This is a genomic window from Sphingopyxis sp. Soil_C_28, from assembly GCF_057657055.1.
Window position 1 is genome coordinate 460,917 of record NZ_JBDGJE010000004.1, and the last position, 20,321, is coordinate 481,237.

Sequence of the window (20,321 nt, forward strand, 5' to 3'; positions counted from 1 at the left end):
CTGCCACAGCCGAGTTGCGGCGCGATTGCAAGGGATAGACTTGCAGGACGATACTGCATATTTGCAGGTCATGGATTGGGATAGGCTGCAATATTTCCTGTTTGTCGCGCGCCACGGCACGCTCGCACGCGCCAGCGCGGCGTTGCAGGTCGATGCGACGACGGTCAGCCGGCGAGTGAGCGCGCTCGAAGCCGCGCTCGGCCAGACCCTGTTCGAACGCGCGCCATCGGGTTTCGTTCTGACCGCAGCCGGCCGGGCGCTCGTTCCGCACGCCGAAGCGATGGCGGCGGCCGCGGCGCGCATCCATTCGGCACGCGAAGGTGCGTCGGCGCTATCGGGGCAATTACGCGTCAGCGTGTCCGAAGGCTTCGGCAACAGCTTTATCGCGCCGCGCCTTGCGGGGTTCGTCGCGGCGCATCCCGAACTCGAGATCGACCTTGTCGCCTCGTCCGGCTTCCTCAATCCCTCGCGGCGCGAGGCCGATATGGCGGTGTTGCTCGCGCGCCCGCGCAAGGGTCCGCTGATCACGCGCAAGCTGTCGGACTACAGCCTCGGCATTTATGCGCCCGCTGACCGCCCCGACTGGCAGGTCGCGGTTGCCGCCGCGCCGCTTTCGCGCACGGGGATTCCGGTGATCGGCTATATGCCCGACATCCTCTACGCGCCCGAACTCGATTATCTGGGCGAGATCGAGCCGGGACTGCGTGCGACGGTGCGCTCCTCGTCTATCCTCGCACAGCGGCGGATGATTGCGGGCGGAGCGGGGGTCGGCATACTCCCCTGTTTCCTTGCGGCGGGCGATCCGGGGCTGGTGCGCGTGCGGCCCGAACAGACCGTCGCGCGCGCTTTCTGGCTCGCGCTCCACCGCGACGTCGCGCCGCAACCGCGCATCCGCGCGTTCATCGACTGGCTCGATGCCGAAGTTCGCGAGAGTCGGGGCCTGCTGGTTCCCGCTTAAGCCGGACGCCAATCGGAGGCGATCAGGCCGGCGTCCCCGAACAGCCTTTCGATTGCATCCGGACCGGCGGCCGCTTCGCGCAACCGGTCGGCTAACGGATCGTCGATCGGGTGATCACTGCGCAGGAAGGCGATCCATGCCGCAATCGCAGCGTCGAGCGAGAGGCAACGCTGCCCACGTTCCTGACGCCACGCCAGCGTTTCGAGCCAGCGCTGCGGAATCTTCTGGCTGCCGTCCATCGCGATCTGGATCAACCGGTGATGGAGCGCCGGATTGGCGAAGCGGTCGAGAAGCGCATCGGCATAGGCGGCGAGATCCTGTCCCGGCGCGGCGTCGATCGTCGGTGCCGCCTCGTCGCGCATCAGTCGCTCGATGACCGGACGGATTTCGGGGTCGGCGATCGCGTGATGCACGAACTCGTGGCCGCGCCCGAGCCCGATATAGGCGAGCGCCGAATGCGCGCCGTTGAGCATACGGAGTTTCGCGGTTTCATATGGCGCGACGTCGGCGACCAGCTCGGCGCCGACAGACTCCCAGCGCGGGCGCGGGCCGGCGAAATCATCCTCGATCACCCACTGGCTGAAGCCTTCGGTGACGACAGCGCCCTCGTCACCGACGCCGAGTATCGCCTCGGCTTCGGCGCGGTCGGCCTTGGTGGTCGCGGGAACGATCCGATCGATCATCGTCGCGGGGCAGCGGCATGTCGTGTCGAACCAGTCGGTCAGATCGGGATGTTCGGCCGCCAGATATTGCCGCATCAGGCCCTTCAGTGCCGCGCCATTGCCCGCGAGATTGTCACAGCTGAGCAGGGTTAGCCCCGGCAATCCCGCGGCCTTGCGCGCCGCGAGGCCTGCGCCAACGAAACGGTAGAGGCTGGATGACCCGCGCGCGGCCTCCAGGTCGAGCGCGCCGTCGGCGCCGCGTAAATAGCCCTTCTCGGTCACGGTAAAGCTGACGATATGGGTCGTTGGCGCGGCAATCGCGTCGGTCACCGCTTGCGGATTCTCCGCCGCGACGAGCACCCGTTGCACCGCGCCGATGAGGCGCAGCGCGCTGCCTTGAACGCTGCGCGTGCCGACCGTGTAAAGCCCGTCCTGCGGGTTCAATTGCGCCGCGACACCGCCCGAGCGCAGCGACACCCCGATGATACCCCAGTCGCGGTCGCCCGCATTCATCGCATCGTCGGTATAGACCGCCTGATGCGCGCGGTGGAACGCGCCGATGCCGATATGCACAATCCCCGCCGCCTGCGCGGATCGGTCATAGGCCGGCCTCCGCACCGACGCCGGGATCGGCGTTTCGCCGGACAGCCTCACAGCCGGTAGGCCGCCTTGGCGAGATTATAGCTGAGGTCGGTGGCGAGTTCGGCGGCCTCCCATTCTTCCATCCGGTGCTCGGCGACGAGCTGCGCAAGGAAGCCGCAATCGATGCGCCGCGCGACATCGTGGCGCGCGGGGATCGAGAGGAAGGCGCGCGTGTCGTCGTTGAAACCGACACTATTGTAGAAGCCTGCGGTCTCGGTCATCTGGCTGCGGAAACGGCGCATGCCTTCGGGGCTGTCATGGAACCACCACGCCGGGCCGAGTTTGAGCGCGGGATAATGGCCCGCGAGCGGCGCCAATTCTCGGGCGTAACTCGTCTCGTCGAGTGTGAAGAGGATGATCGTCAGTCCAGCCTCATTGCCATATTTGCCGAGCAGCGGGCGCAGCGCGTGGACATAATCCGTACTTGTGGGGATATCCGCACCCTTGTCGCGACCATAATGTTCAAACAGCCACGGATTATGGTTGCGGAATGCGCCGGGATGGATCTGCATGACGAGACCGTCGTCGAGGCTCATCCCCGCCATCACCGTCAGCATATGCGCGCGGAACAGCTCGGCATCGGCGGCGCTGACATGATCTGCCGTGACGCGCGCGAACAGCGCTTCGGCCTCGGCCTCCGACAGGTCGGCGGTCGCCGCGGTCGGATGGCCATGATCGGTCGAGGTCGCGCCCATGTCGGCGAAGAAGGCGCGGCGATTGCGGTGCGCGGCGAGATAGCCCGTATAGCTGAAGGCATCTTCGCCCGACCGGTCGGAGAAGCGCTTCAAATTATCGCGAAAGCCCTCGAACTCGGGATCGACCACCGGGTCGGGACGATAGGCGGTGATGACGCGCCCGCCCCATTCGCCGCTGGCATTGGCAGCGCGGATCACGGCGTGATGATCGAGCGTGTCGAGCGGGCTTTCGGTCGTCGCGATCACCTCGATCCCGAAGCGGTCGAACAGCGCGCGCGGGCGAAAGGCGTCGGTCGCCAGCGCTTCGGTGATCCGGTCGTAATAGAGGTCCGAAGTCGCCGCTTCGAATTGCACATCGATCCCGAACGCCTCGGCAAACACCCAGTCCATCCACATCCGTGACGGGGTGCCGCGGAAGAGATGGTAGTTTTGGGCAAACAGTCGCCAGCTCTCGCGCGGGTCGGCATCTCGGTTGCGGATGCCGAGCGCGCCTAGCGATACGCCCTGCGAATAGAGCATCCGAAACACATAATGATCGGGATGCAGCAACATCTCGGTCGCATTACCGAACGACTCGTTGCCCGCGAACCAGCTTGGGTCGGTGTGCCCATGCGGGCTGATGATCGGCAGGCCCGCCACCTCTTTATAAAGCCGGCGCGCGATGTCGCGCTGCGCCGGGTCGGAGGGAAAGAGACGGTCGGGGGAGAGGACCAACGAACGCGACATGGGATCAGGCTTTGCTTTCAACGGTGACCGGCGCGAGGCGCGGGCTCAACAGATGGATCGCCAGCACGGCGAGGAAATAGACGGTCGTGCAGGCGGCGAAGATGAGGGTGTAGCTGCCGCCGGTCGCGTCGAGCACGAGCCCGGTCGACTTCGCCATGATCATGCCGCCGACGCCGCCCGCGAAGCCGCCGAGTCCGATTACCGAACCGACGGCGCGTTTGGGGAACATGTCGGGCGGGATCGACAGGATCGTCGATGAAAAGGCCTGATGCCCGGCAAGCGCGATGCCGATCAGCACGACCGCGAGCCACATATTGTCGAGCCCCGAGACGAACAGCAAAGGCAGCACGCAGCAGCCCGCACCGAGCATTGTCGCCTTGCGTGCGAAATTGACGCTGTGCCCCGTCTGGATGAGTTTCGAGGAGACCCAACCGCCAAGGATGCTGCCGACGTCGGACAACAGATACATGATGATCATCGGGAGCAGCACGACCTTGAGATCGACATTATAGGTGGTGCTGAAATATTTTGGCAGCCAGAAGAGCATCAGGAACCAGACCGGGTCGGTCAGGAACTTGCCGGTGGCATAGGCCCAGGCTTCGCGCTTGGTGACGATTGCGCCCCAGCCGAGGCGCTCGACCTTTTCGGGCGGATCATGTTCGATCCACGCCAGCTCGGCATCGCTGACCTTCCCGCTTTCGCGCGGATTGCTGTAGAGCCAGAGCCAGAGGATCAGCAGAAGCACGCCAAAGGCGCCGGTGTAGATGAATGTCTGACGCCAGTCGAAACCCATCCAGATCATGAACAGCCAGATCGTCGGTGCGGTCAGGATGACGCCGATCGTCGTCGCGCTGTTGACCCAGCCGATCGCGTAGGAGCGCTCCTTTTGCGGGAACCACTCGCTCGAAGCGCGGACGACCGACGGGAAATGCCCCGCCTCGCCGACGCCAAGAATGACGCGCGCCGCCATGAAAGAGGCGACCGACCCGGCAAAGCCATGCGCGATATGGCCGATCGTCCAGATCGAAATGGCGATGCTGTACCCGATCTTGGGCCCGAAGCGGTCGATGAGCCAGCCCATGAGCAGGAAACCGAGCGCATAGGCGGCCTGGAAAGCGGTGACGATGTTGCCATAGTCATTCTCGCTCCACCCGAGCTCGGTGCCGAGCGTCGGCGCAAGCAGGCCGAGCATGGTGCGGTCGATATAATTGACCGTGGTCGCCGCGAACAGCACCCCGACGATCAGCCAGCGGTAGCGGCCCGCCTTGGGCACCGGCGGCGCCACACCTCCGCCCGCGATTGCCTGTGCCATTTCTCTCTCCCGTTCTGGCTTGTTAGCCTGTGATGGAGCAGCGGACGCGGATTTTTCCGTCGAACACTGCCTCGGCGCGCTGGCCGGGTTTTATTTCATGAATTCCGGTGATCGCGCCAGCCGACACCCAGGTGCCCGGCGGAATCGCGATGCCCCGCGCGCGCAGGATACGGATGAGGAACAGCGCCGACCCGAAGGGGCCATCGAGCATCGTTTCCATCGTCGCCGCGCCGACGCTCTCGCCATCGATTGCCATCTCGACGGGCATCGATATCAGATCGATGTCACGCCAATCCGCGATCGACGGACCGACGATCAGTCCCTTGTTATTGCCGTAATCAGAGGCGGTGACCGCCGGGCCGTGCCGGTTGATCTCGATGAAGGGCGAACTGGCGATCTCGATCCCGGTCCGCACATCGGCGATGCAATCGCGAACCGAATCGATATCATAGTCGCGCGCGCCGACGTCGCCAAAGCACAGCAGCACCTCGGCCTCGGCCGCGGCGAAACCGGCGGCATAGACGGGCATCGCGGGCACCTGCCCGGCGCTGCCGTCGAATATTTCGTCGCTGAAGATCGGGCCGGCCAGACGATTGTCCTGAAAGCGCTCGACGATCTCGGCGGGGATGCGCCCGACCTTCCAGCCGCCAACGCGGCGCCCGTCGAGAGCGATCGCGGCGCCCTGAATCGCATAGGCCTCGGCCATCGTCTGCGGCATCGCACCGGGATATGCGGTAAGCGGTGTCTTTTCGGCTCGCGCTGCCAGAAAGGCGCGGGCGACATTTTCCTGTTCGGGGCTTGCCAGCATCTTTGTCATTTTCCCTCTTCCGCAAAACTGTCTAAGAGACACCGGTGTCAAAGGCAAGCGAATAACGGGGCAAACTTGAGGGTCTTGGGCCTCCGTAGCCGTGCAGCGAATAGCCGCGCCTTGTGAAATTGGCGGTGGCGGCTCAGCGCCGGACGTCGAGTCCGCCACCGTGAAACGCGTCGATATCGGCCTGACCAAAGCGGCTCGCATCGCCGGGGAGTGAATGCTTGAGCGCGGTGAGCGCAAGGCCGCTTTTTGCCATCGCCCGCGCATCGCCGCCCGACAGATGGGCATGGAGCACCCCCGCGGCAAAGGCGTCACCCGCGCCGATGCGATCGACGATGCCGGTCACGTCGACCTCGTCGGTCTGATAACCGCCATCGCGCAAATCAACCCGCGCCGCGACACGGTGGTGATCGGCGGTAAGCGTGTGGCGTGCGGTCGAAGCGATGAGCTTCAAATCCGGAAAGGCCGCAAAGCCCGCTTCGGCCGCTGCGCGGCGCCGGTCGCCGCCGTCTCCGCTGAACTCCTGCCCCAGCACCAGCGACAGGTCGCGATGGTTGCCGAAAAGGATGTCGGCGATGCCGATCAGTTCGGACAGGATCGTTCGCGGGTCGCTGTCCCATGCTTCCCACAGCATCGCGCGATAATTGCCGTCGAAGCTGACGGGGACGCCAAGCCGCTTGGCGGCACGCGCGGCGGCGAGCGCCGCTTCGGCAGAGCGCGGGCCAAGCGCCGGGGTGATCCCCGACAGGTGGAGCAGGTCCGCACCGGCGAGCAGCTTGTCCCAGTCATAATCGTCGGAGCCAGTGGCCGCAAAGCTCGACCCCGCTCGGTCATAGACGATCTCGGACGAGCGCAACCCCGCCCCGACGCTGAGAAAATAGAGCCCCATCCGTCCCGGGCCGCTGGCAACGGCGGTACAATCGACGCCTGCGCCGCGCACCGCCGCCAAAGCACCGCGACCCAGGGCGTTTGCAGGAACCCGGCCGACCATCGCGCAATCATGGCCAAGATGGGCAAGCCCGATCGCGACATTGGCTTCCGCCCCCCCGACATGAAGCGCGAGCGACGGCGACTGCATCAGCAGTTCGTTGCCCGGGGCGGTCAGGCGGATCAGCAGTTCGCCGAAAAAGACAAGGCGCCCGGTCATCGCGCGCCCCTAGCGGGCAAGCCAGCCGCCATCGACGGCGAGGATATGGCCCTGGACATAGTCCGACGCCGATGACGCGAGGAAGACCGCGGCGCCACCGATGTCGCCAGGGTCGCCCCAGCGGCCTGCGGGGATGCGCTCCATGATCTGGCGATTGCGCGTCTCGTCGCCTTGCAACGCGGCGGTGTTGTTCGTCGCGATATAGCCGGGCGCGATCGCATTGACCTGCACACCCTTGGCCGCCCATTCGTTCGCGAGCAATTTGGTGAGTCCGCCGACCCCCGATTTCGACGCGGTATAGCTCGGCACACGAACGCCGCCCTGAAAGGTCAGCATCGAGGCGATGTTGATGATCTTGCCACTGCCGCGCGCGATCATGTGGCGGCCAACGCTCTGGCAAAGGAAGAAGAGCGTTTTGAGATTGGTGTCCATCACCGCATCCCAGTCGGCCTCGGTGAAGTCGACCGCATCGGCGCGGCGGATGATCCCCGCGTTGTTGACGAGGATATCGATCCGTCCGAACTCGGCGAGCACCGCATCGACGAGCGGCTGCACCGCGCCGACGCTCGACAGGTCAGCGGCGAAATTCTCGCCCCGCCGTCCCAGCCCGCGCACCTTGCCCACCGTCTCGTCGGCGGGCGAGCGCCCCGCGGCGGCGATATCCGCCCCCGCTTCGGCGAGAGCAAGCGCAATGCCCTGGCCGATGCCGGTGTTGGCACCCGTGACGAGCGCGACTTTGCCCGAAAGATCGAACAGGCCGCTCATTACGACAGCTGACAGATGTCGAGGACGTTCATGTCGGTATAATCCTGATTCTCGCCCGCCATCGCCCAGATGAAGGCATAGGATTTGGTACCGGCGCCCATGTGGATCGACCAGGGCGGCGAAATCACCGCTTCCTCATTCTGCATGACGATGTGACGGGTCGCCTCGCCTTCGCCCATGAAATGCATCACGCGGTCGTTGTCGAGATTGTCGAGTTCGAAATAGAAATAGATCTCGCTGCGCCGCTCGTGGATGTGCGGGGGCATCGTATTCCAGACGCTGCCTTCCTTGAGCACGGTCAGCCCCATGACGAGCTGCGCGCTGTCGCAGACGCCCGGGATGACGAGCTGAAAGATCGTGCGTTCATTCGATTCGGCGAGGCTGCCGCGGTCGAGCGCATTCGCGTCGGCGATGCCGAGCTTGCGTGTCGTGAACGCCTTGTGCGCCGGGCACGACGCCAGATAATAGCGCGCGCCTTCGCCCGCGAATTCGACGTCGGTCGCGCCCATCGTCACATAGAGGCAATCCTTGTTGCCAAGCGTGAAGCTCTCGCCGTCGACGGTGACGGTGCCGGGGGCCGACGAGACATTGACGATCGCGAGCTCGCGACGCTCGAGGAACGGGTGGCCTGCGGCCGACGGCGGCTCGCTCTGCGCGGGCAGCTTCACCGGTACCGAACCGACGGCAACCCCGCCAATCACAAAGCGGTCGGCGTGGGTGTAGTTGAGCACGCACTCGCCGGTGCGGAACAGGTTCTGGATGAGGTAGCGATCGCGAAGCTCCGCATTCGACACCTCCTCCATCATCACGGGATGGGTGGCGTAATAGGTCTTGGAAAACATGATGGCATCCTCGCTCGAGATTTCTGGCTTGCCGACTTGCTAGAATTGATGGTAACCGGTGTCAAGAGATGTTGGCACCCCGGCCAGGCGGTTGATTTTACGCCGTCGAGCGCCCATCAGAACGAAAAGGCGAGCCCGACCTCGGCCGGACTTGCAGGGGAAAGAGAATATGGCGGCACAAAATAAGGGGCCGGGGGGCAAGCAGCCGACGATTAACGACGTGGCGGCGCTTGCGGGGGTTTCGAAAAAGACGGTGAGCCGGGTGATCAACCGGTCCGAGTTTCTGACCGACAAGACGCGTGCTGTCGTCGAAAAGGCGATCGAACAACTCGGCTTCGTTCCCAATCCGCAGGCGCGCGCGCTTGCCTTTCGCCGCAATTTCCTGATCGCGCTTCTCCACGACAATCCGAACGCACAGACGGTGCTCAACTTCCAGCGCGGCGTGCTCGACGCGATCAAGGACAGCGACCTCGCGCTGCTCGTCCGCCCAGTCGACCGCGGATCGGACAAGATGCTCGAAGATGTGCGGATTTTCCTCGAAAAACAGCGGCCGATCGGCGCGATGCTGTTGCCGCCGATTTCGGAAAACGACGATCTGGCCGCCCTCTGCGAGGATCTGGGCGTGCGTTATGTCCGCATCGGATCGGCGCGGATCGACGATGCGAAGCATTGCATCTCGTCGAACGATCGCGAGGTCGTCGCCGAAGCCGTGCGCGGACTGATCGCTCTCGGCCATCGGCGCATCGGCTTCGTGCGCGGCCCCGACGGGTTCCGTTCGGCCGCCGAACGCGAGGAGGGTTTCCGCGAAGCGCTCGCCGAGGCCGGGCTCGATCTTGCCTCCGAACTCTATGCGCCGGGCAACTACCGCTACACCGCGGGCATCGAGGCGGGCGAAGCGCTGCTCTCGCTCGCCGAGCCGCCGACGGCTGTCTTCTGCTCGAACGACGAGATGGCGGCAGGCGTGATGAGCGTTGCGCACAGCAAGGGCATCAAGGTGCCGGAACGGCTTTCGATCATCGGCTTCGACGACAGCCCGACCGCGACGCATATCTGGCCCGCGCTCAGCACCGTGCGCTGGCCGATCCGCGAGATGGGTATTCGCGCCGCACAGACGCTCGTCCCCGATTTCCTGAGTCCGGGCACCAAGGGCGGCGACGACGAGAGCAATGTGCTGGCGTCGACCTTCGTCGAACGGCAGTCGGTGGCGCCCGCGCCGCGACGCTGATGCCTCAGCGCCGCCGGCGCGCGAGTTGATATTCGTAGAGCGACGGCACGGCATCGACCGCCTGCCCCGTTCCCTCGATATAGGGCGCGGGCGTATAGCTGACTGCGATCTTGCGATTGGCATGGAGGCCGACGATCCGCTCGCCCGGTCCTTCGAGCCCGCTCGTGATCGCCACCGTCGCATCTGCGGGCACGCTGCCCGGCATCACCAGCCTGGCATTCCAGAGCGTGTTGTAGAGTCCGTGGCCCGGCTTCCAATACGGCGCGCCCCCGCCGACCCATAGCTGATACCGCCAGGCGCCCTTCACCTCTTTCGGCTCGATATGCATCACGATCTGGTCGAACAGATTCTGGTGGTTCGACCCGCTGTGCTGATCGATGATCGCATCCTTGTCGACGACCGAACGCAGGAAGACCGACCGCGTCGAGCGCGTGTTGATGCTGACCGGATGGACGACGGGGTTTTCGACCTTCAGATCCTTGACCAGCACATTGTGCACCGCGCCGACATGCACCGAATAATGTGCGCGGCGCGTGCCCGTCGTGGTGACGTCGGCGATCGTCAGGCTCGCCGCATTGTCGGTGAGGATGCCGCTGTCCGAGCTGTCGATCGTCAGCTTCTTCGCCCAGCCGTCGAACACGCCGGTCATATAGATGCCGTTATAACCCTGTTCGAGATGATGGCCGAACGACGGCGCGTCGGGAAATTGCAGCCGCAGATTCTGGATGCCCACATTGGAGAGATGCCTCCATTCGGCGACCACCGCGGGCTGGTCGGCGCGGACATCGTGGAGCAGCGGATCGCCAAGCGTCACCGTCTTGCCGCGAACCGCCGTAACGCGCGTCGCCTGCGCGACCACCGGCCGGTTCGGCGACGTCCAGTGGTGCGACCCGATCGGCAGGTCGGTATCGCCATAGAGCGACTTCAATATCTTGCTGTTTGGCCCGTCGACCGAAAACCACTGTAGCTGCACGACATCGCCGACCTGGAGCTTTGCGGTGTTGTCGACCGTCAGCGTGCGGGTAAACTGCTTGCCCGACACGCCCGTCGCGAGCACCGGGTCGCGCACATCCTTGCTGCCGTCATAGGAGACCGGCCGGCTGCCTGCCGGCGCGACGAGGATCATCCCCCCGGCCCAGCTATATTCGGTGAACAGATAATCGATATTATGCTCGGGCTCGACCTGCTGCTTCTTCTCGCGCAACAGATATTCGCGCAGCTCGTCATAGTCGTGGCTCTGGTCGATCAACCTCAGCGGGCGCGGGAACCACAATTCGCTGCCGCCCGGACCATTGCCCGCGCCGTCGAGGACAATGTCGCTGCGCGTGATCCGCAGCACTTCGGTGATCTGCGTGCGCCCCTTCGGAAAACGCAGTATGACCTTGCCCTTCACTGCGTTCGCCGCGGCGAGTGCGCGCAGCACCGCTTTCGTGTCGTCGAGCCCGTCGTCGGGGATCGCGCCATGGGTGGTCACGTCGACGATCGTCCCCGCATCGGCGGGGATCGGTGCGAGGCCGAAGCCATAGCCTGCATAGCTGAAATCGGGCAGCGGGTTCGCGGCCACCGTCGCCGGGTCGGAAAGGATCCTGGGCGGTTTCGCCGTTTGCGCCTGAACCGGGAGCGTCAACGCCGCGCCGAGCGCCAAAACCGAAACGAGGCGCGCGCGCCGATCACCCGAAATCATAACCCGATCACTCCCTGCGGCCCGGTGGCATGGCGGCGCGCGACCCGTCAAAGGTCGGGGGCGCCGCCACGCCGGGGACCCTTTTAGAATTTTGCGCGCACGCCGACCGAAAAACGACGTTCGGACAGCGCATAGCTGTTGAGCGCGGTCGTGTTGAAATTGCTATACTCGCTCGTCGCCGATTTCTTGGGCATCAGATTCTGCGCCTGGAGCGACAGCGCGATATTCCTGGTGACGTCGACCCCGATCTGCGCGTCGAGTTGCGAGCGCGAACCGACGAAACTCGGCCGCCCTTCCGAAAATTCGAAGACCGCCTCGTCGCGATAATTATAGGCGAGGCGCGCCGAGAAGGGCCCCTTCTCGTACAGACCAACCAGATTGTAGCTGTTCTTCGACACCGCCACCAACGGGAAGCCGTTATTATCTTCCGAATCCGAATAGGTGTAGTTGGCAATGACGCCAAAGCCATCGAACGGCGACGGCAGGAAGTCGGCGAACTGCTGGATACCGATTTCAAATCCTTTGATCTTCGCGCTCGCCAGATTTTCGGGCCGCGAGAAGGTCAATTCGCGGCCCTGGGGGTCGAGATTGGTGTCGACCCCGGTGGTCACGAAGCTGGCGATGAAATCCTTCACATCCTTGTAGAACATGGCGCCCGAGATGAGTGACGTCTTGCCCATATAATATTCGAAGCTGACGTCGGCCTGCGTCGATACGGGCGGCTGCAAATTCACGTTGCCGCCGGTCACCGACAGGTTTGTCGCATTGAAGAAAGTCGATGGCGACAGGTCGGCGATCGACGCGCGCTGCATCGTCTGCGATCCCGATACGCGGATCAGAAAATCGTCGGTGATGTTGAACGCGATGTTCGCGCTGGGCAGCACATTGGTGTAGCGATTCTTGTCGTTGACCAGCCGGCTGACGGTGCCGACGTTGACATAGGAGTCGACCGACAGCCGCGTCGATGCGATGCGCACCCCGGCATTGGCCTTGTACGGAATGCCGGCAATCTCACCCTCGCCCGACACCATCAGATAGCCCGCAAGCGTGCGTTCGCTGAAATCATAATCGCGCTGCAAATTGGGTAGCAAGGTCGATCGGCCGTTTGCATCGGGATTGGGTTCGGCGGCCTGCGCGCGGGTGAAGACATAGTCGAACGTCGGCGCAGTGCTGAGGAAGCTGCGCGGGAAACTGCCCGGAATGTCCGACAGAAAGTCGCCCATATTGACCAGCTTGAGATAGGGTTCGAGTTCAGCGCGGGTCGGGGTGACCTGGCTGCGGAACGCATTCGATCGCGCGTGGAGGTCGGTGTAGCGGACCCCCGCAGCAATCGTGACGCCGCCGCCGGTTTCGTAGCTGACGTCGAGTTTGCCCGTATACTCGTCGAGCAGGCCGATCAGCCGGTTGCTGCGCACGCCGTTTGTCGCCGGATTGTACGAGGCATAGCTGGTCGGGTTGAACGGCCCGGTCAGCGTCAGCGACGGAATGGTCGTATCGCGGAAATCGAACGCGCCGGGGACCAAGGCGGTCCCTTGCAAGGTGATGATCTGGATCGTCTGGTCGATCGTGCCCTTGCTGTAATAGCCGTCGGCCTCGATCTTCAGCCCCCCGCTCTCATATTTGCCGTTCAGGCCATAAAGGAAGCTTTCGGTCGGCTCGTTGCGGATCTGTCCCGCGCTGGTAACGGTGCCGTTGGCGTTGCCCGCAACGACCACGCCATTCTCGACAACGCGGTTGGTGACGGGGTTGGCGCCGGTCGGCAGGCGGAATGCGAAAAAGTCCTGACGGCGCCCGGTCTTGAGTTTCGAATAAAGCGCATCGGCGGTGAGGGTGAATTCAGGGGTCACCTCGAACTGGATCGAGCCATTGAGTCCCAGCCGCGAACGGTCCACGGTGAACTGTTCATATTGCAGCAGCACCGGGGTGGGGACCACGCCCCCGCCGACACCGGTATAGGTGCGGTTGAGGAAATTGTTACGCTCGAACGTCTGCGTCATCGAGGTGCGCTTCTGATATTCGCCCGCCAGCATGACGCCGATGCGCCCGTCGGCAAATTTGGTCGTCGCAAAGCCGGTGATCGCGGGTTCGAACTTTTTCGAATTTTCCGAATAGACGCCCTGCGCGCGAACCGAGATCGTCGGCTCCTTGAACGACAATGGCTTCGGCGTGACGAGGTTGACCGTGCCGCCCAGGCCGCCCTCGGCCTGACTTGCGAGCGGCGACTTGCGCACCTCAAGGCGGCCGAACAGGCTGGAGGGCACCGAATCGAGACCCGACGAGCGGCCGAGCTGGTCATTCTCGGGCGGCGACAGGCGCGCCGACCACCCAAGCAGGGTGCGCCCGTCGACCTCGACGCGGACCTGTTGCAGGCCGCGTACCGACACCGACTGGCCTTCGCCAAAGACGCGGGTGATCTGGACGCCGGTCACGCGCTGCAGCGCTTCGGCGACGTTGGCGTCGGGCAGCTTGCCGACATCCTCGGCGGTGATGACGTCCATCACCTGCTCGGCTTCGCGCTTGATATCGGCGGCGCGCTCGAGCGAGGCGCGGATGCCGGTGACGACGATCGCATCATCGTCGGCCGGAGCCGCTGCGTCCTGCGCATAGGCTGGCGCCACTGCCAGCACCGCCAGCGACGCTCCGCTCGCCCATTTTGCCCATGTCCGGGCGCCCCGCCTTGCCTGAATAGCCATCGTCATCCTCCCACGCCGGCGGCGGGCCTGTCGCCCGACCACCAATGATTTCCCCGGGAGATTGCGCCTGAAGCTCGGCTCTTGCAGCCGCGCCCGTCGCCCTCCCATTTTCTGTTTCATTGCCCGGCACTGGTAACCGGTGTCACGAATGATGCGGGAATTAGCCGGCCCGTGTCAAGCGATAATTGTATGACAACTGCCGTCCTTGTATGACAACTCGGACGGCAATTTTTCTGCCACAGAAAATTGTCGTAATTTGTCGCAGCGCCCGCATTGGGCTTGCATGGGGCAATCCAATCGGTTGAAAGGGCGCAATACCTCCCCCGCCTCCCGGCGAACCGATACGAGAACAACCAACTATGCTGGACAAAAGGTCGCTTTCGCTGACCGGAGCGCTGTGTGCCGCGGCTCTTTCGCTCGGCGCCTGCTCGGGTCAGGATGACAGCAAGAACGGCCGCAGCGCGCCGGAGGTCGGCTATGTCGCCGTGAAGGTTGAGGCCGTGCCCGTTACGACGTCGCTCGGCGGGCGCACCGTGCCCTTCGAAACCAGCGAGGTGCGGCCGCAGGTCAATGGCTTGATCCGCCGCCGCCTGTTCGCCGAGGGCGGCTTTGTGCGCGCGGGCCAGCCGCTCTACCAGATCGACGCCAGCCTCTATCAGGCGGGGGTCGACCAGGCCGCAGCCAATCTCGCCAGCGCGCGTGCCAGCGCGCAGGCTGCCGAGGAACGCGCGCGGCGGCTCGAACCGCTCGCGAAGATGCAGGCGGTTGCCGAACAGGATTATACCGATGCGCTTGCGCAGGCCCGCATGGCGCGCGCCGCCATCGCGCAAAATGGTGCGGCGCTCGAAACCGCCCGAATCAACCTGCGCTATGCGACGATCACCGCGCCGATCAGCGGCCGCATCGGCCGCAGCCTCGCCACCCCGGGAGCGCTCGTCAGCGCGAGCCAGGCGACCCCGCTCGCGGTGATCCAGCAAACCGATCCGATGTATGTCGACATGCAACAATCGAGCGCCGAACTCACCACGCTGCGTCAGGCGATCGAAAGCGGCGGTGTCGCGGCCGGCAGCACATCGGTGCGCCTGCGCATGGAGGACGGCAGCGCCTATGGCTTCGCCGGTACGGTCCAGTTTTCCGACATCACGGTCAACGAGCAAACGGGCACCGTCACGCTGCGCGCGCGCTTCCCCAATCCCAAGGGTGTGTTGCTGCCCGGCATGTTCGTGACCGCGCTGTTCGACCAGGCGATCAACCCGGCGGCTATTCTTGTGCCGCAGCCCGCGGTGCAACGCGATTTCGACGGCTCGGCCTTCGTCTATCTGGTCGGCAAGGACAATAAGGCGGCGCGGCGCAAGGTGACCGCCGACCGCACCGTCGGCGCCAATTGGGTCATCACCGCCGGATTGAAAGCCGGCGAGCGCGTCATCACGCAGGGCGTCGGCAATTTGAAGCAAGGCGCGCCGATCAAGCCGGTTCCGGCGAGCAGTGTGCAGCGGGTGGGGGCACCCGCCGCGAAGACAACAGAAAAGAGACCATAGCCCCTCATGTCGCGCCTTTTCATCAACCGCCCTATCTTTGCCTGGGTGCTGGCGATCATCGTCATGCTGGGCGGGGTTGGCGCGCTGTTTGCGCTGCCGATCGAGCAATATCCCGATATCGCCCCGGCGCAGGTCAATATCCGCGCCTCCTATCCGGGCGCGTCGGCCGAGGCGATCGAGAATAGCGTCACGCAGGTGCTGGAACAGCAGCTGACCGGGATCGATGGCCTGCTTTATTTCAGCTCGCAGTCAAGCTCGCGCGGACAGGCGAACATCACCGCGATCTTTGCCAAGGGTACCGATCCCGACATCGCGCAGGTTCAGGTCCAGAACAAGATCCAGTCGGCAATCTCGCGCCTGCCGCAACAGGTGCAGCAACAGGGCGTCCGCGTCACCAAATCCAACTCGGACACCTTGCTGCTCGTCGGCGTTTATGACGAGACCGACACGCGCGCGAACGCGGACGTGTCCGACTATATGACGTCGAACATCCAGGATCCGATATCGCGCGTCGAGGGGGTCGGCGATGTCAATATCTTCGGCGCGCCGCACGCGATGCGCATCTGGCTCAACCCGCAGCGGCTCGCTGCGGTATCGCTGATGCCAAGCGAGGTGATCGCCGCGATCACGGCGCAGAACAGCGAAGTCGCGGCGGGCGAAGTCGGCGGCCTGCCGTCGCCCGCGGGTCAGATGCTCAACGCGACGGTGACCGCGCAATCGCGGTTGCAGACCGTCGAACAGTTTGAAAATATCGTCCTGAAAACGCTGCCCGACGGGTCGAGCGTGCGGATCAAGGATATCGCGCGGGTCGAGATCGGCGCCGAAAATTACAGCGTCGTCAGCCGCATCAACGGCCACCCCGGCGCGGGCATGTCGATCTCGCTGTCGCCGGGATCCGACGCGCTGGAAACCGCCGACCGCGTCAAGGCGCGGATGGAGGAACTGTCCGCAGACTTTCCCGATGGGCTTGCCTATTCCTACGCCAATGATTCGACCGCCTTCATCAAGCTGTCGGTCAGCGAAGTGCAAAAGTCGCTGATCGAGGCGATCATCCTCGTCATCATCGTGATGTTCGTGTTCCTGCAAAGCTGGCGCGCGGTGCTGATCCCGGCGATCGCGGTTCCGGTCGTTCTGCTCGGCACCTTCGCGATCTTTTACATGCTGGGGTTCAGCATCAACACGCTCACCCTGTTCGGGCTGACGCTGGCGATCGGCCTGCTCGTCGACGACGCCATCGTCGTGGTCGAAAATGTCGAGCGGTTGATGGAAGAAAATCCGGAGATGTCGGCGCGCGAAGCGACGATCCAGTCGATGAAGGAATTGCAGGTCGCGCTGATCGCGATCGCACTGGTGCTGTCGGCGGTGTTCCTGCCGATGGCATTTTTCGGCGGCTCGACTGGGGTCATCTATCGCCAGTTCTCGGTCACGATCATTTCCGCGATGATGTTGTCGGTTCTCGTCGCGCTGATCCTCAGTCCCGCGCTGACCTCGACCCTCCTCAAGCAGAAGACACATGGCGAGACCGCACCCGACGGGCGTTTTCCGCGCGCCAGCGCGATGCTCGAACGCGCCAAAAACGGCTTCAACACCCGCTTCGATCGCACCGTCGAACGCTATGTCGGCAGCGTGACCAAGGTCGTCGACCGAAAATGGCTTTTCCTCGGCATCTACGCGATCATCGTAGCCGTGCTGGCCGTCCTGTTCCTACGCCTGCCGAGCGGCTTTTTGCCGGGCGAGGATCAGGGGCGCGTCCAGGTCCAGTTCCGCCTTCCTGCCGGCGCCACACAGGCGCGGACGCTGGAAGTGCGCGATGCGGTCGAAAAATATATGCTGACGCAGGAAAAGGCGAACACGCAGGCGCTGTTTATCGTCGCCGGCGGCGGCGGCGGCGGCGCGGTCGGCCAGAATACCGGACAGGGTTTCGTCAACCTGACGCACTGGGACAATCGCGAAGGCAAGGAAAACACCGCCGATGCTATTGCTGAACGCGCGCGCAAGGCGCTGGGCGGGCTGCGCGATGCGCAGGTGTTTGCGCTGGTTCCCGGCGCGGTGCGCGGGCTGGGCGACTCGTCGGGTTTCACCATGCAGTTGCAGAACCGCGGCGGCATGAGCCGCGAGGATTTCGTCGCGGCGCGTGAGCGGCTGCTCGCGATGGCCAACGCCAATCCCAAATTGACTGCGGTGCGCCTGAGCGATCTGCCCGACGTGGCGACGTTGAAGATCGACGTCGATACCCAGCGGCTGACCGCTTACGGGATCGACAATGCCGATGTGAATGCGACGCTCGCGACGGCGTGGGGCGGCCGCTATGTCAACGACTTCATCGACGAAGGCCGCGTCAAACGCGTCTATGTTCAGGGCGATGCGCCCTATCGCGCCAAGCCCGAAGATTTGAGCCAATGGTATGTGCGTTCGGCCGATGGCGAGATGTCGCCCTTCTCGGCCTTTGCCCGCACGGGCTGGGCGACGACGCCGAGCAGCACCTCGCGCTTCCAGGGCGTCCCCGCGTTCGAAATTTCGGGCCAGCCGTCGGCCGGCACCAGTTCGGGCGAAGCGATGGACGAAATGGAAGCGATGGCAAACCAGATCCCCGGGACGAGCGTCGCCTGGTCGGGCTCTTCCTATCAGGAGCGGCTGTCGTCGGGACAGGCGCCATTGCTCTATGGCATTTCGCTGCTCGTCGTCTTCCTGTGCCTCGCCGCGCTTTACGAAAGCTGGACGATCCCGCTCGCGGTGATCCTGATCATCCCGCTCGGGCTGATCGGCGCGGTGGTCGCGGTGTCGCTGCGCGGCCTCGAAAACGACGTCTATCTCCAGATCGGCCTGCTCACCACAATGGGCCTTGCGGCCAAAAACGCGATCCTGATGATCGAGTTCGCCGAACAGGAAGAACGCAAAGGCAAGCGCGTGATCGAGGCGGCGATCGCTGCGGCGCGCATCCGCCTTCGCCCGATTCTGATGACCAGCTTCGCCTTCATCTTTGGCGTGCTGCCCCTGGCCATCGCGACGGGCGCCGGCGCGAACAGCCGCGTCGCGATTGGCACCTCGGTGATCGGGGGCATGTTGACCGCCGCCTTCCTCGCGATCTTCTTCATCCCGCTCTTCTTCGTTCTGGTCCGCCGCGGCGTGCGCGACGGTATTGCCGCAATGCGTGCGCGTTTTGGCAAGAATAAGGATGATGGCGTGACGGAGGTGCCGGCATGATCGGCACCCGCGCCCTGCTCATGGCAAGCGCGCTCGCGCTCGCCGGCTGTTCGCTCGCGCCGAAGACGGTGCTGCCGACGCCGCCCGTCCCCCAAAGCTGGCCCGCTGGTGACGCCTATCTGCTGCAGAGCGAAGCCGCACTGCCGATCCTCTCTTACAAAAGCGTGTTTACCGATCCGCGCCTGCAATCGCTCGCCGATCAGGCGCTGGCAAACAACCGCGACCTGCGCGTCGCTTATGCCAATGTCGCGGCGGCACGCGCGCAGGTTCGCGTCACGCGTTCGGGTCAATTCCCCGCAATCGGGGCCAGCGCCGGCGCCGGCTATTCGGACAATAGCGGCACCAGCGGCAGCGGTGATTTTTCACTGCGCGGCGGGATCACCGCCTTCGAACTCGACCTGTTCGGCAAGCTCGCCAACGCGACCGAAGCCGACCGCAACCGCGCGCTCGGTACCGAGGCGGCATCGCGCACGGTACGGCTCGCGCTGATTGCCAATCTGGCCGACATATGGGCGTCCTATGGCGCTGACCGCGACCTGCTCGCCATCGCGCGTGATACCGCCGCGAATGCGCGCGAAAATGTCCGGCTGACCAAGGCGCGGCTCGACGGCGGCGTCGCGCCGCGCACCGACCTGCGTCAGGCCGAACAGATTTTGGCGACTGCCGAGGATGCGATCGCAGCGCAGACAAGTGCGCTGGCACAGGACGAGAATCTCATCCGCCTGCTCGTCGGCGGCGATGTCGACCGGACCCTGCTGCCCGCCGGTCTCGCCGAAGTCACGCCGTCGATTGTCGCGCTCCCCGCCGGGATCAGCTCCGACATATTGCTCCGCCGTCCCGACGTGATCGAGGCCGAATATGGCCTGCGCGCCGCCAACGCCAATATCGGTGTCGCGCGCGCGCGGCTGTTCCCCTCGATCTCGCTGACCGGGCTGCTCGGCTTTGCCAGCAACGCGCTGTCCGGCCTGTTCGACAATGGTGCCTTCAGCTGGTCGGCTGGCGGCGATGCCACCGCGACAATATTCGACGCCGGCGGCCGCCGCGCGGGCGTTGCGGTCAGCGAGGCGCAGCGTGACGCCGCACTCGCGGGCTATGAAGGCGCTATCCAGACCGCGTTCCGCGAAGTCGCCGACGCGCTCGCGGTGCAGGGCACCATCGCCGAACGCGTGCGCGCCGCGGCCGCCAACACCGAAGCGGCGGCCGACACCGCGACGCTGACCGACGCGCGCTACAAGGGCGGGGTCGACAGCTTCCTCTCGAGCCTCGATGCGCAGCGCAGCCTCTATTCGGCGCGGCGAAGCGAGATCGGCACGCAATTGCTGCTCGTCCAGACACGCATTGCGCTGTTCCGCGCGCTGGGCGGCGACAGCAGCGCGGGTTCGACGACGCCCGCTCGCTAACCCGCCTTCGTCAT

The 20,321-nt window shown here is 64.6% G+C and carries 14 protein-coding genes; 5 read left to right on the forward strand and 9 right to left on the reverse strand.

Going from position 1 to position 20,321, the window contains the following annotated elements:
- The first annotated feature begins 70 nt into the window (after positions 1-70).
- Positions 71-958, forward strand: coding sequence for a LysR family transcriptional regulator (locus AC3A43_RS19500; protein WP_487794223.1), 888 nt, complete (start codon positions 71-73; stop codon positions 956-958).
- Here AC3A43_RS19500 and AC3A43_RS19505 read toward each other — a convergent pair.
- From AC3A43_RS19505 to kduI, 7 genes are all read right to left on the reverse strand, one after another.
- Positions 955-2,274 (reverse strand): mannitol dehydrogenase family protein, encoded by a 1,320-nt coding sequence (locus AC3A43_RS19505; RefSeq protein ID WP_487794224.1) that lies wholly within the window; start codon positions 2,272-2,274, stop codon positions 955-957. The two genes, AC3A43_RS19500 and AC3A43_RS19505, sit on opposite strands and share 4 nt — an antisense overlap.
- Positions 2,271-3,683 carry a glucuronate isomerase gene (gene uxaC / locus AC3A43_RS19510; RefSeq protein ID WP_487794225.1) on the reverse strand — a complete coding sequence of 471 codons (1,413 nt, stop codon included), beginning with the start codon at positions 3,681-3,683 and terminating at the stop codon, positions 2,271-2,273. The genes AC3A43_RS19505 and uxaC overlap by 4 nt, the downstream gene beginning before the upstream one ends.
- A 4-nt stretch (positions 3,684-3,687) precedes the next feature.
- Complete coding sequence (locus tag AC3A43_RS19515; protein ID WP_487794226.1) at positions 3,688-4,995, reverse strand: MFS transporter; 1,308 nt, start codon at positions 4,993-4,995, stop codon at positions 3,688-3,690.
- A gap of 22 nt (positions 4,996-5,017) precedes the next feature.
- Complete coding sequence (locus AC3A43_RS19520) at positions 5,018-5,812, reverse strand: 2-keto-4-pentenoate hydratase (RefSeq protein WP_487794227.1); 795 nt, start codon at positions 5,810-5,812, stop codon at positions 5,018-5,020.
- 133 nt (positions 5,813-5,945) lie between these two features.
- Positions 5,946-6,956: a sugar kinase gene (locus AC3A43_RS19525; RefSeq protein WP_487794228.1), complete on the reverse strand. Its 1,011-nt coding sequence runs from the start codon at positions 6,954-6,956 to the stop codon at positions 5,946-5,948.
- Positions 6,957-6,965: 9 nt separating this feature from the next.
- Positions 6,966-7,721, reverse strand: coding sequence for a 2-dehydro-3-deoxy-D-gluconate 5-dehydrogenase KduD (gene kduD / locus AC3A43_RS19530; RefSeq protein WP_487794229.1), 756 nt, complete (start codon positions 7,719-7,721; stop codon positions 6,966-6,968).
- Positions 7,721-8,563, reverse strand: coding sequence for a 5-dehydro-4-deoxy-D-glucuronate isomerase (kduI, locus tag AC3A43_RS19535; RefSeq protein ID WP_487794230.1), 843 nt, complete (start codon positions 8,561-8,563; stop codon positions 7,721-7,723). Before kduI ends, kduD begins: the two co-directional genes overlap by 1 nt.
- Before the next feature lie 169 nt (positions 8,564-8,732).
- Here kduI and AC3A43_RS19540 point away from each other — a divergent pair, with 169 nt between their 5' ends.
- Positions 8,733-9,788: a LacI family DNA-binding transcriptional regulator gene (locus AC3A43_RS19540; protein WP_487794231.1), complete on the forward strand. Its 1,056-nt coding sequence runs from the start codon at positions 8,733-8,735 to the stop codon at positions 9,786-9,788.
- Positions 9,789-9,792: 4 nt separating this feature from the next.
- On the opposite strand, the gene AC3A43_RS19545 is transcribed toward AC3A43_RS19540, so the two are convergent.
- Both AC3A43_RS19545 and AC3A43_RS19550 read right to left on the reverse strand, forming a co-directional pair.
- Positions 9,793-11,472, reverse strand: a complete 1,680-nt coding sequence (locus AC3A43_RS19545) for a hypothetical protein (RefSeq protein WP_487794232.1) — start codon at positions 11,470-11,472, stop codon at positions 9,793-9,795.
- 83 nt (positions 11,473-11,555) lie between these two features.
- Positions 11,556-14,165, reverse strand: coding sequence for a TonB-dependent receptor (locus tag AC3A43_RS19550; protein ID WP_487794233.1), 2,610 nt, complete (start codon positions 14,163-14,165; stop codon positions 11,556-11,558).
- A gap of 359 nt (positions 14,166-14,524) precedes the next feature.
- Here AC3A43_RS19550 and AC3A43_RS19555 point away from each other — a divergent pair, with 359 nt between their 5' ends.
- The 3 genes from AC3A43_RS19555 to AC3A43_RS19565 are packed head-to-tail and all read left to right on the forward strand — an operon-like array spanning position 14,525 to position 20,307.
- The gene (locus AC3A43_RS19555; RefSeq protein WP_487794234.1) at positions 14,525-15,703 is read left to right on the forward strand and encodes an efflux RND transporter periplasmic adaptor subunit; all 1,179 of its coding nucleotides are present in this window, start codon (positions 14,525-14,527) and stop codon (positions 15,701-15,703) included.
- A gap of 6 nt (positions 15,704-15,709) precedes the next feature.
- Positions 15,710-18,907: an efflux RND transporter permease subunit gene (locus tag AC3A43_RS19560; RefSeq protein WP_487794235.1), complete on the forward strand. Its 3,198-nt coding sequence runs from the start codon at positions 15,710-15,712 to the stop codon at positions 18,905-18,907.
- Complete coding sequence (locus tag AC3A43_RS19565) at positions 18,904-20,307, forward strand: efflux transporter outer membrane subunit (RefSeq protein WP_487794236.1); 1,404 nt, start codon at positions 18,904-18,906, stop codon at positions 20,305-20,307. Before AC3A43_RS19560 ends, AC3A43_RS19565 begins: the two co-directional genes overlap by 4 nt.
- Positions 20,308-20,321 lie beyond the last annotated feature (14 nt).

Excerpts from the sequence above, each read along its gene's own strand:
- AC3A43_RS19520 (WP_487794227.1), bottom strand. The coding sequence starts at position 5,812 with ATGACAAAGATGCTGGCAAGCCCCGAACAGGAAAATGTCGCCCGCGCC.
- AC3A43_RS19565 (WP_487794236.1), top strand. The coding sequence starts at position 18,904 with ATGATCGGCACCCGCGCCCTGCTCATGGCAAGCGCGCTCGCGCTCGCC.
- uxaC (WP_487794225.1), bottom strand. The coding sequence starts at position 3,683 with ATGTCGCGTTCGTTGGTCCTCTCCCCCGACCGTCTCTTTCCCTCCGAC.
- AC3A43_RS19550 (WP_487794233.1), bottom strand. The coding sequence starts at position 14,165 with ATGGCTATTCAGGCAAGGCGGGGCGCCCGGACATGGGCAAAATGGGCG.
- AC3A43_RS19500 (WP_487794223.1), top strand. The coding sequence starts at position 71 with ATGGATTGGGATAGGCTGCAATATTTCCTGTTTGTCGCGCGCCACGGC.
- kduD (WP_487794229.1), bottom strand. The coding sequence starts at position 7,721 with ATGAGCGGCCTGTTCGATCTTTCGGGCAAAGTCGCGCTCGTCACGGGT.
- AC3A43_RS19560 (WP_487794235.1), top strand. The coding sequence starts at position 15,710 with ATGTCGCGCCTTTTCATCAACCGCCCTATCTTTGCCTGGGTGCTGGCG.
- AC3A43_RS19525 (WP_487794228.1), bottom strand. The coding sequence starts at position 6,956 with ATGACCGGGCGCCTTGTCTTTTTCGGCGAACTGCTGATCCGCCTGACC.
- AC3A43_RS19545 (WP_487794232.1), bottom strand. The coding sequence starts at position 11,472 with ATGATTTCGGGTGATCGGCGCGCGCGCCTCGTTTCGGTTTTGGCGCTC.
- AC3A43_RS19555 (WP_487794234.1), top strand. The coding sequence starts at position 14,525 with ATGCTGGACAAAAGGTCGCTTTCGCTGACCGGAGCGCTGTGTGCCGCG.
- AC3A43_RS19540 (WP_487794231.1), top strand. The coding sequence starts at position 8,733 with ATGGCGGCACAAAATAAGGGGCCGGGGGGCAAGCAGCCGACGATTAAC.
- AC3A43_RS19515 (WP_487794226.1), bottom strand. The coding sequence starts at position 4,995 with ATGGCACAGGCAATCGCGGGCGGAGGTGTGGCGCCGCCGGTGCCCAAG.
- kduI (WP_487794230.1), bottom strand. The coding sequence starts at position 8,563 with ATGTTTTCCAAGACCTATTACGCCACCCATCCCGTGATGATGGAGGAG.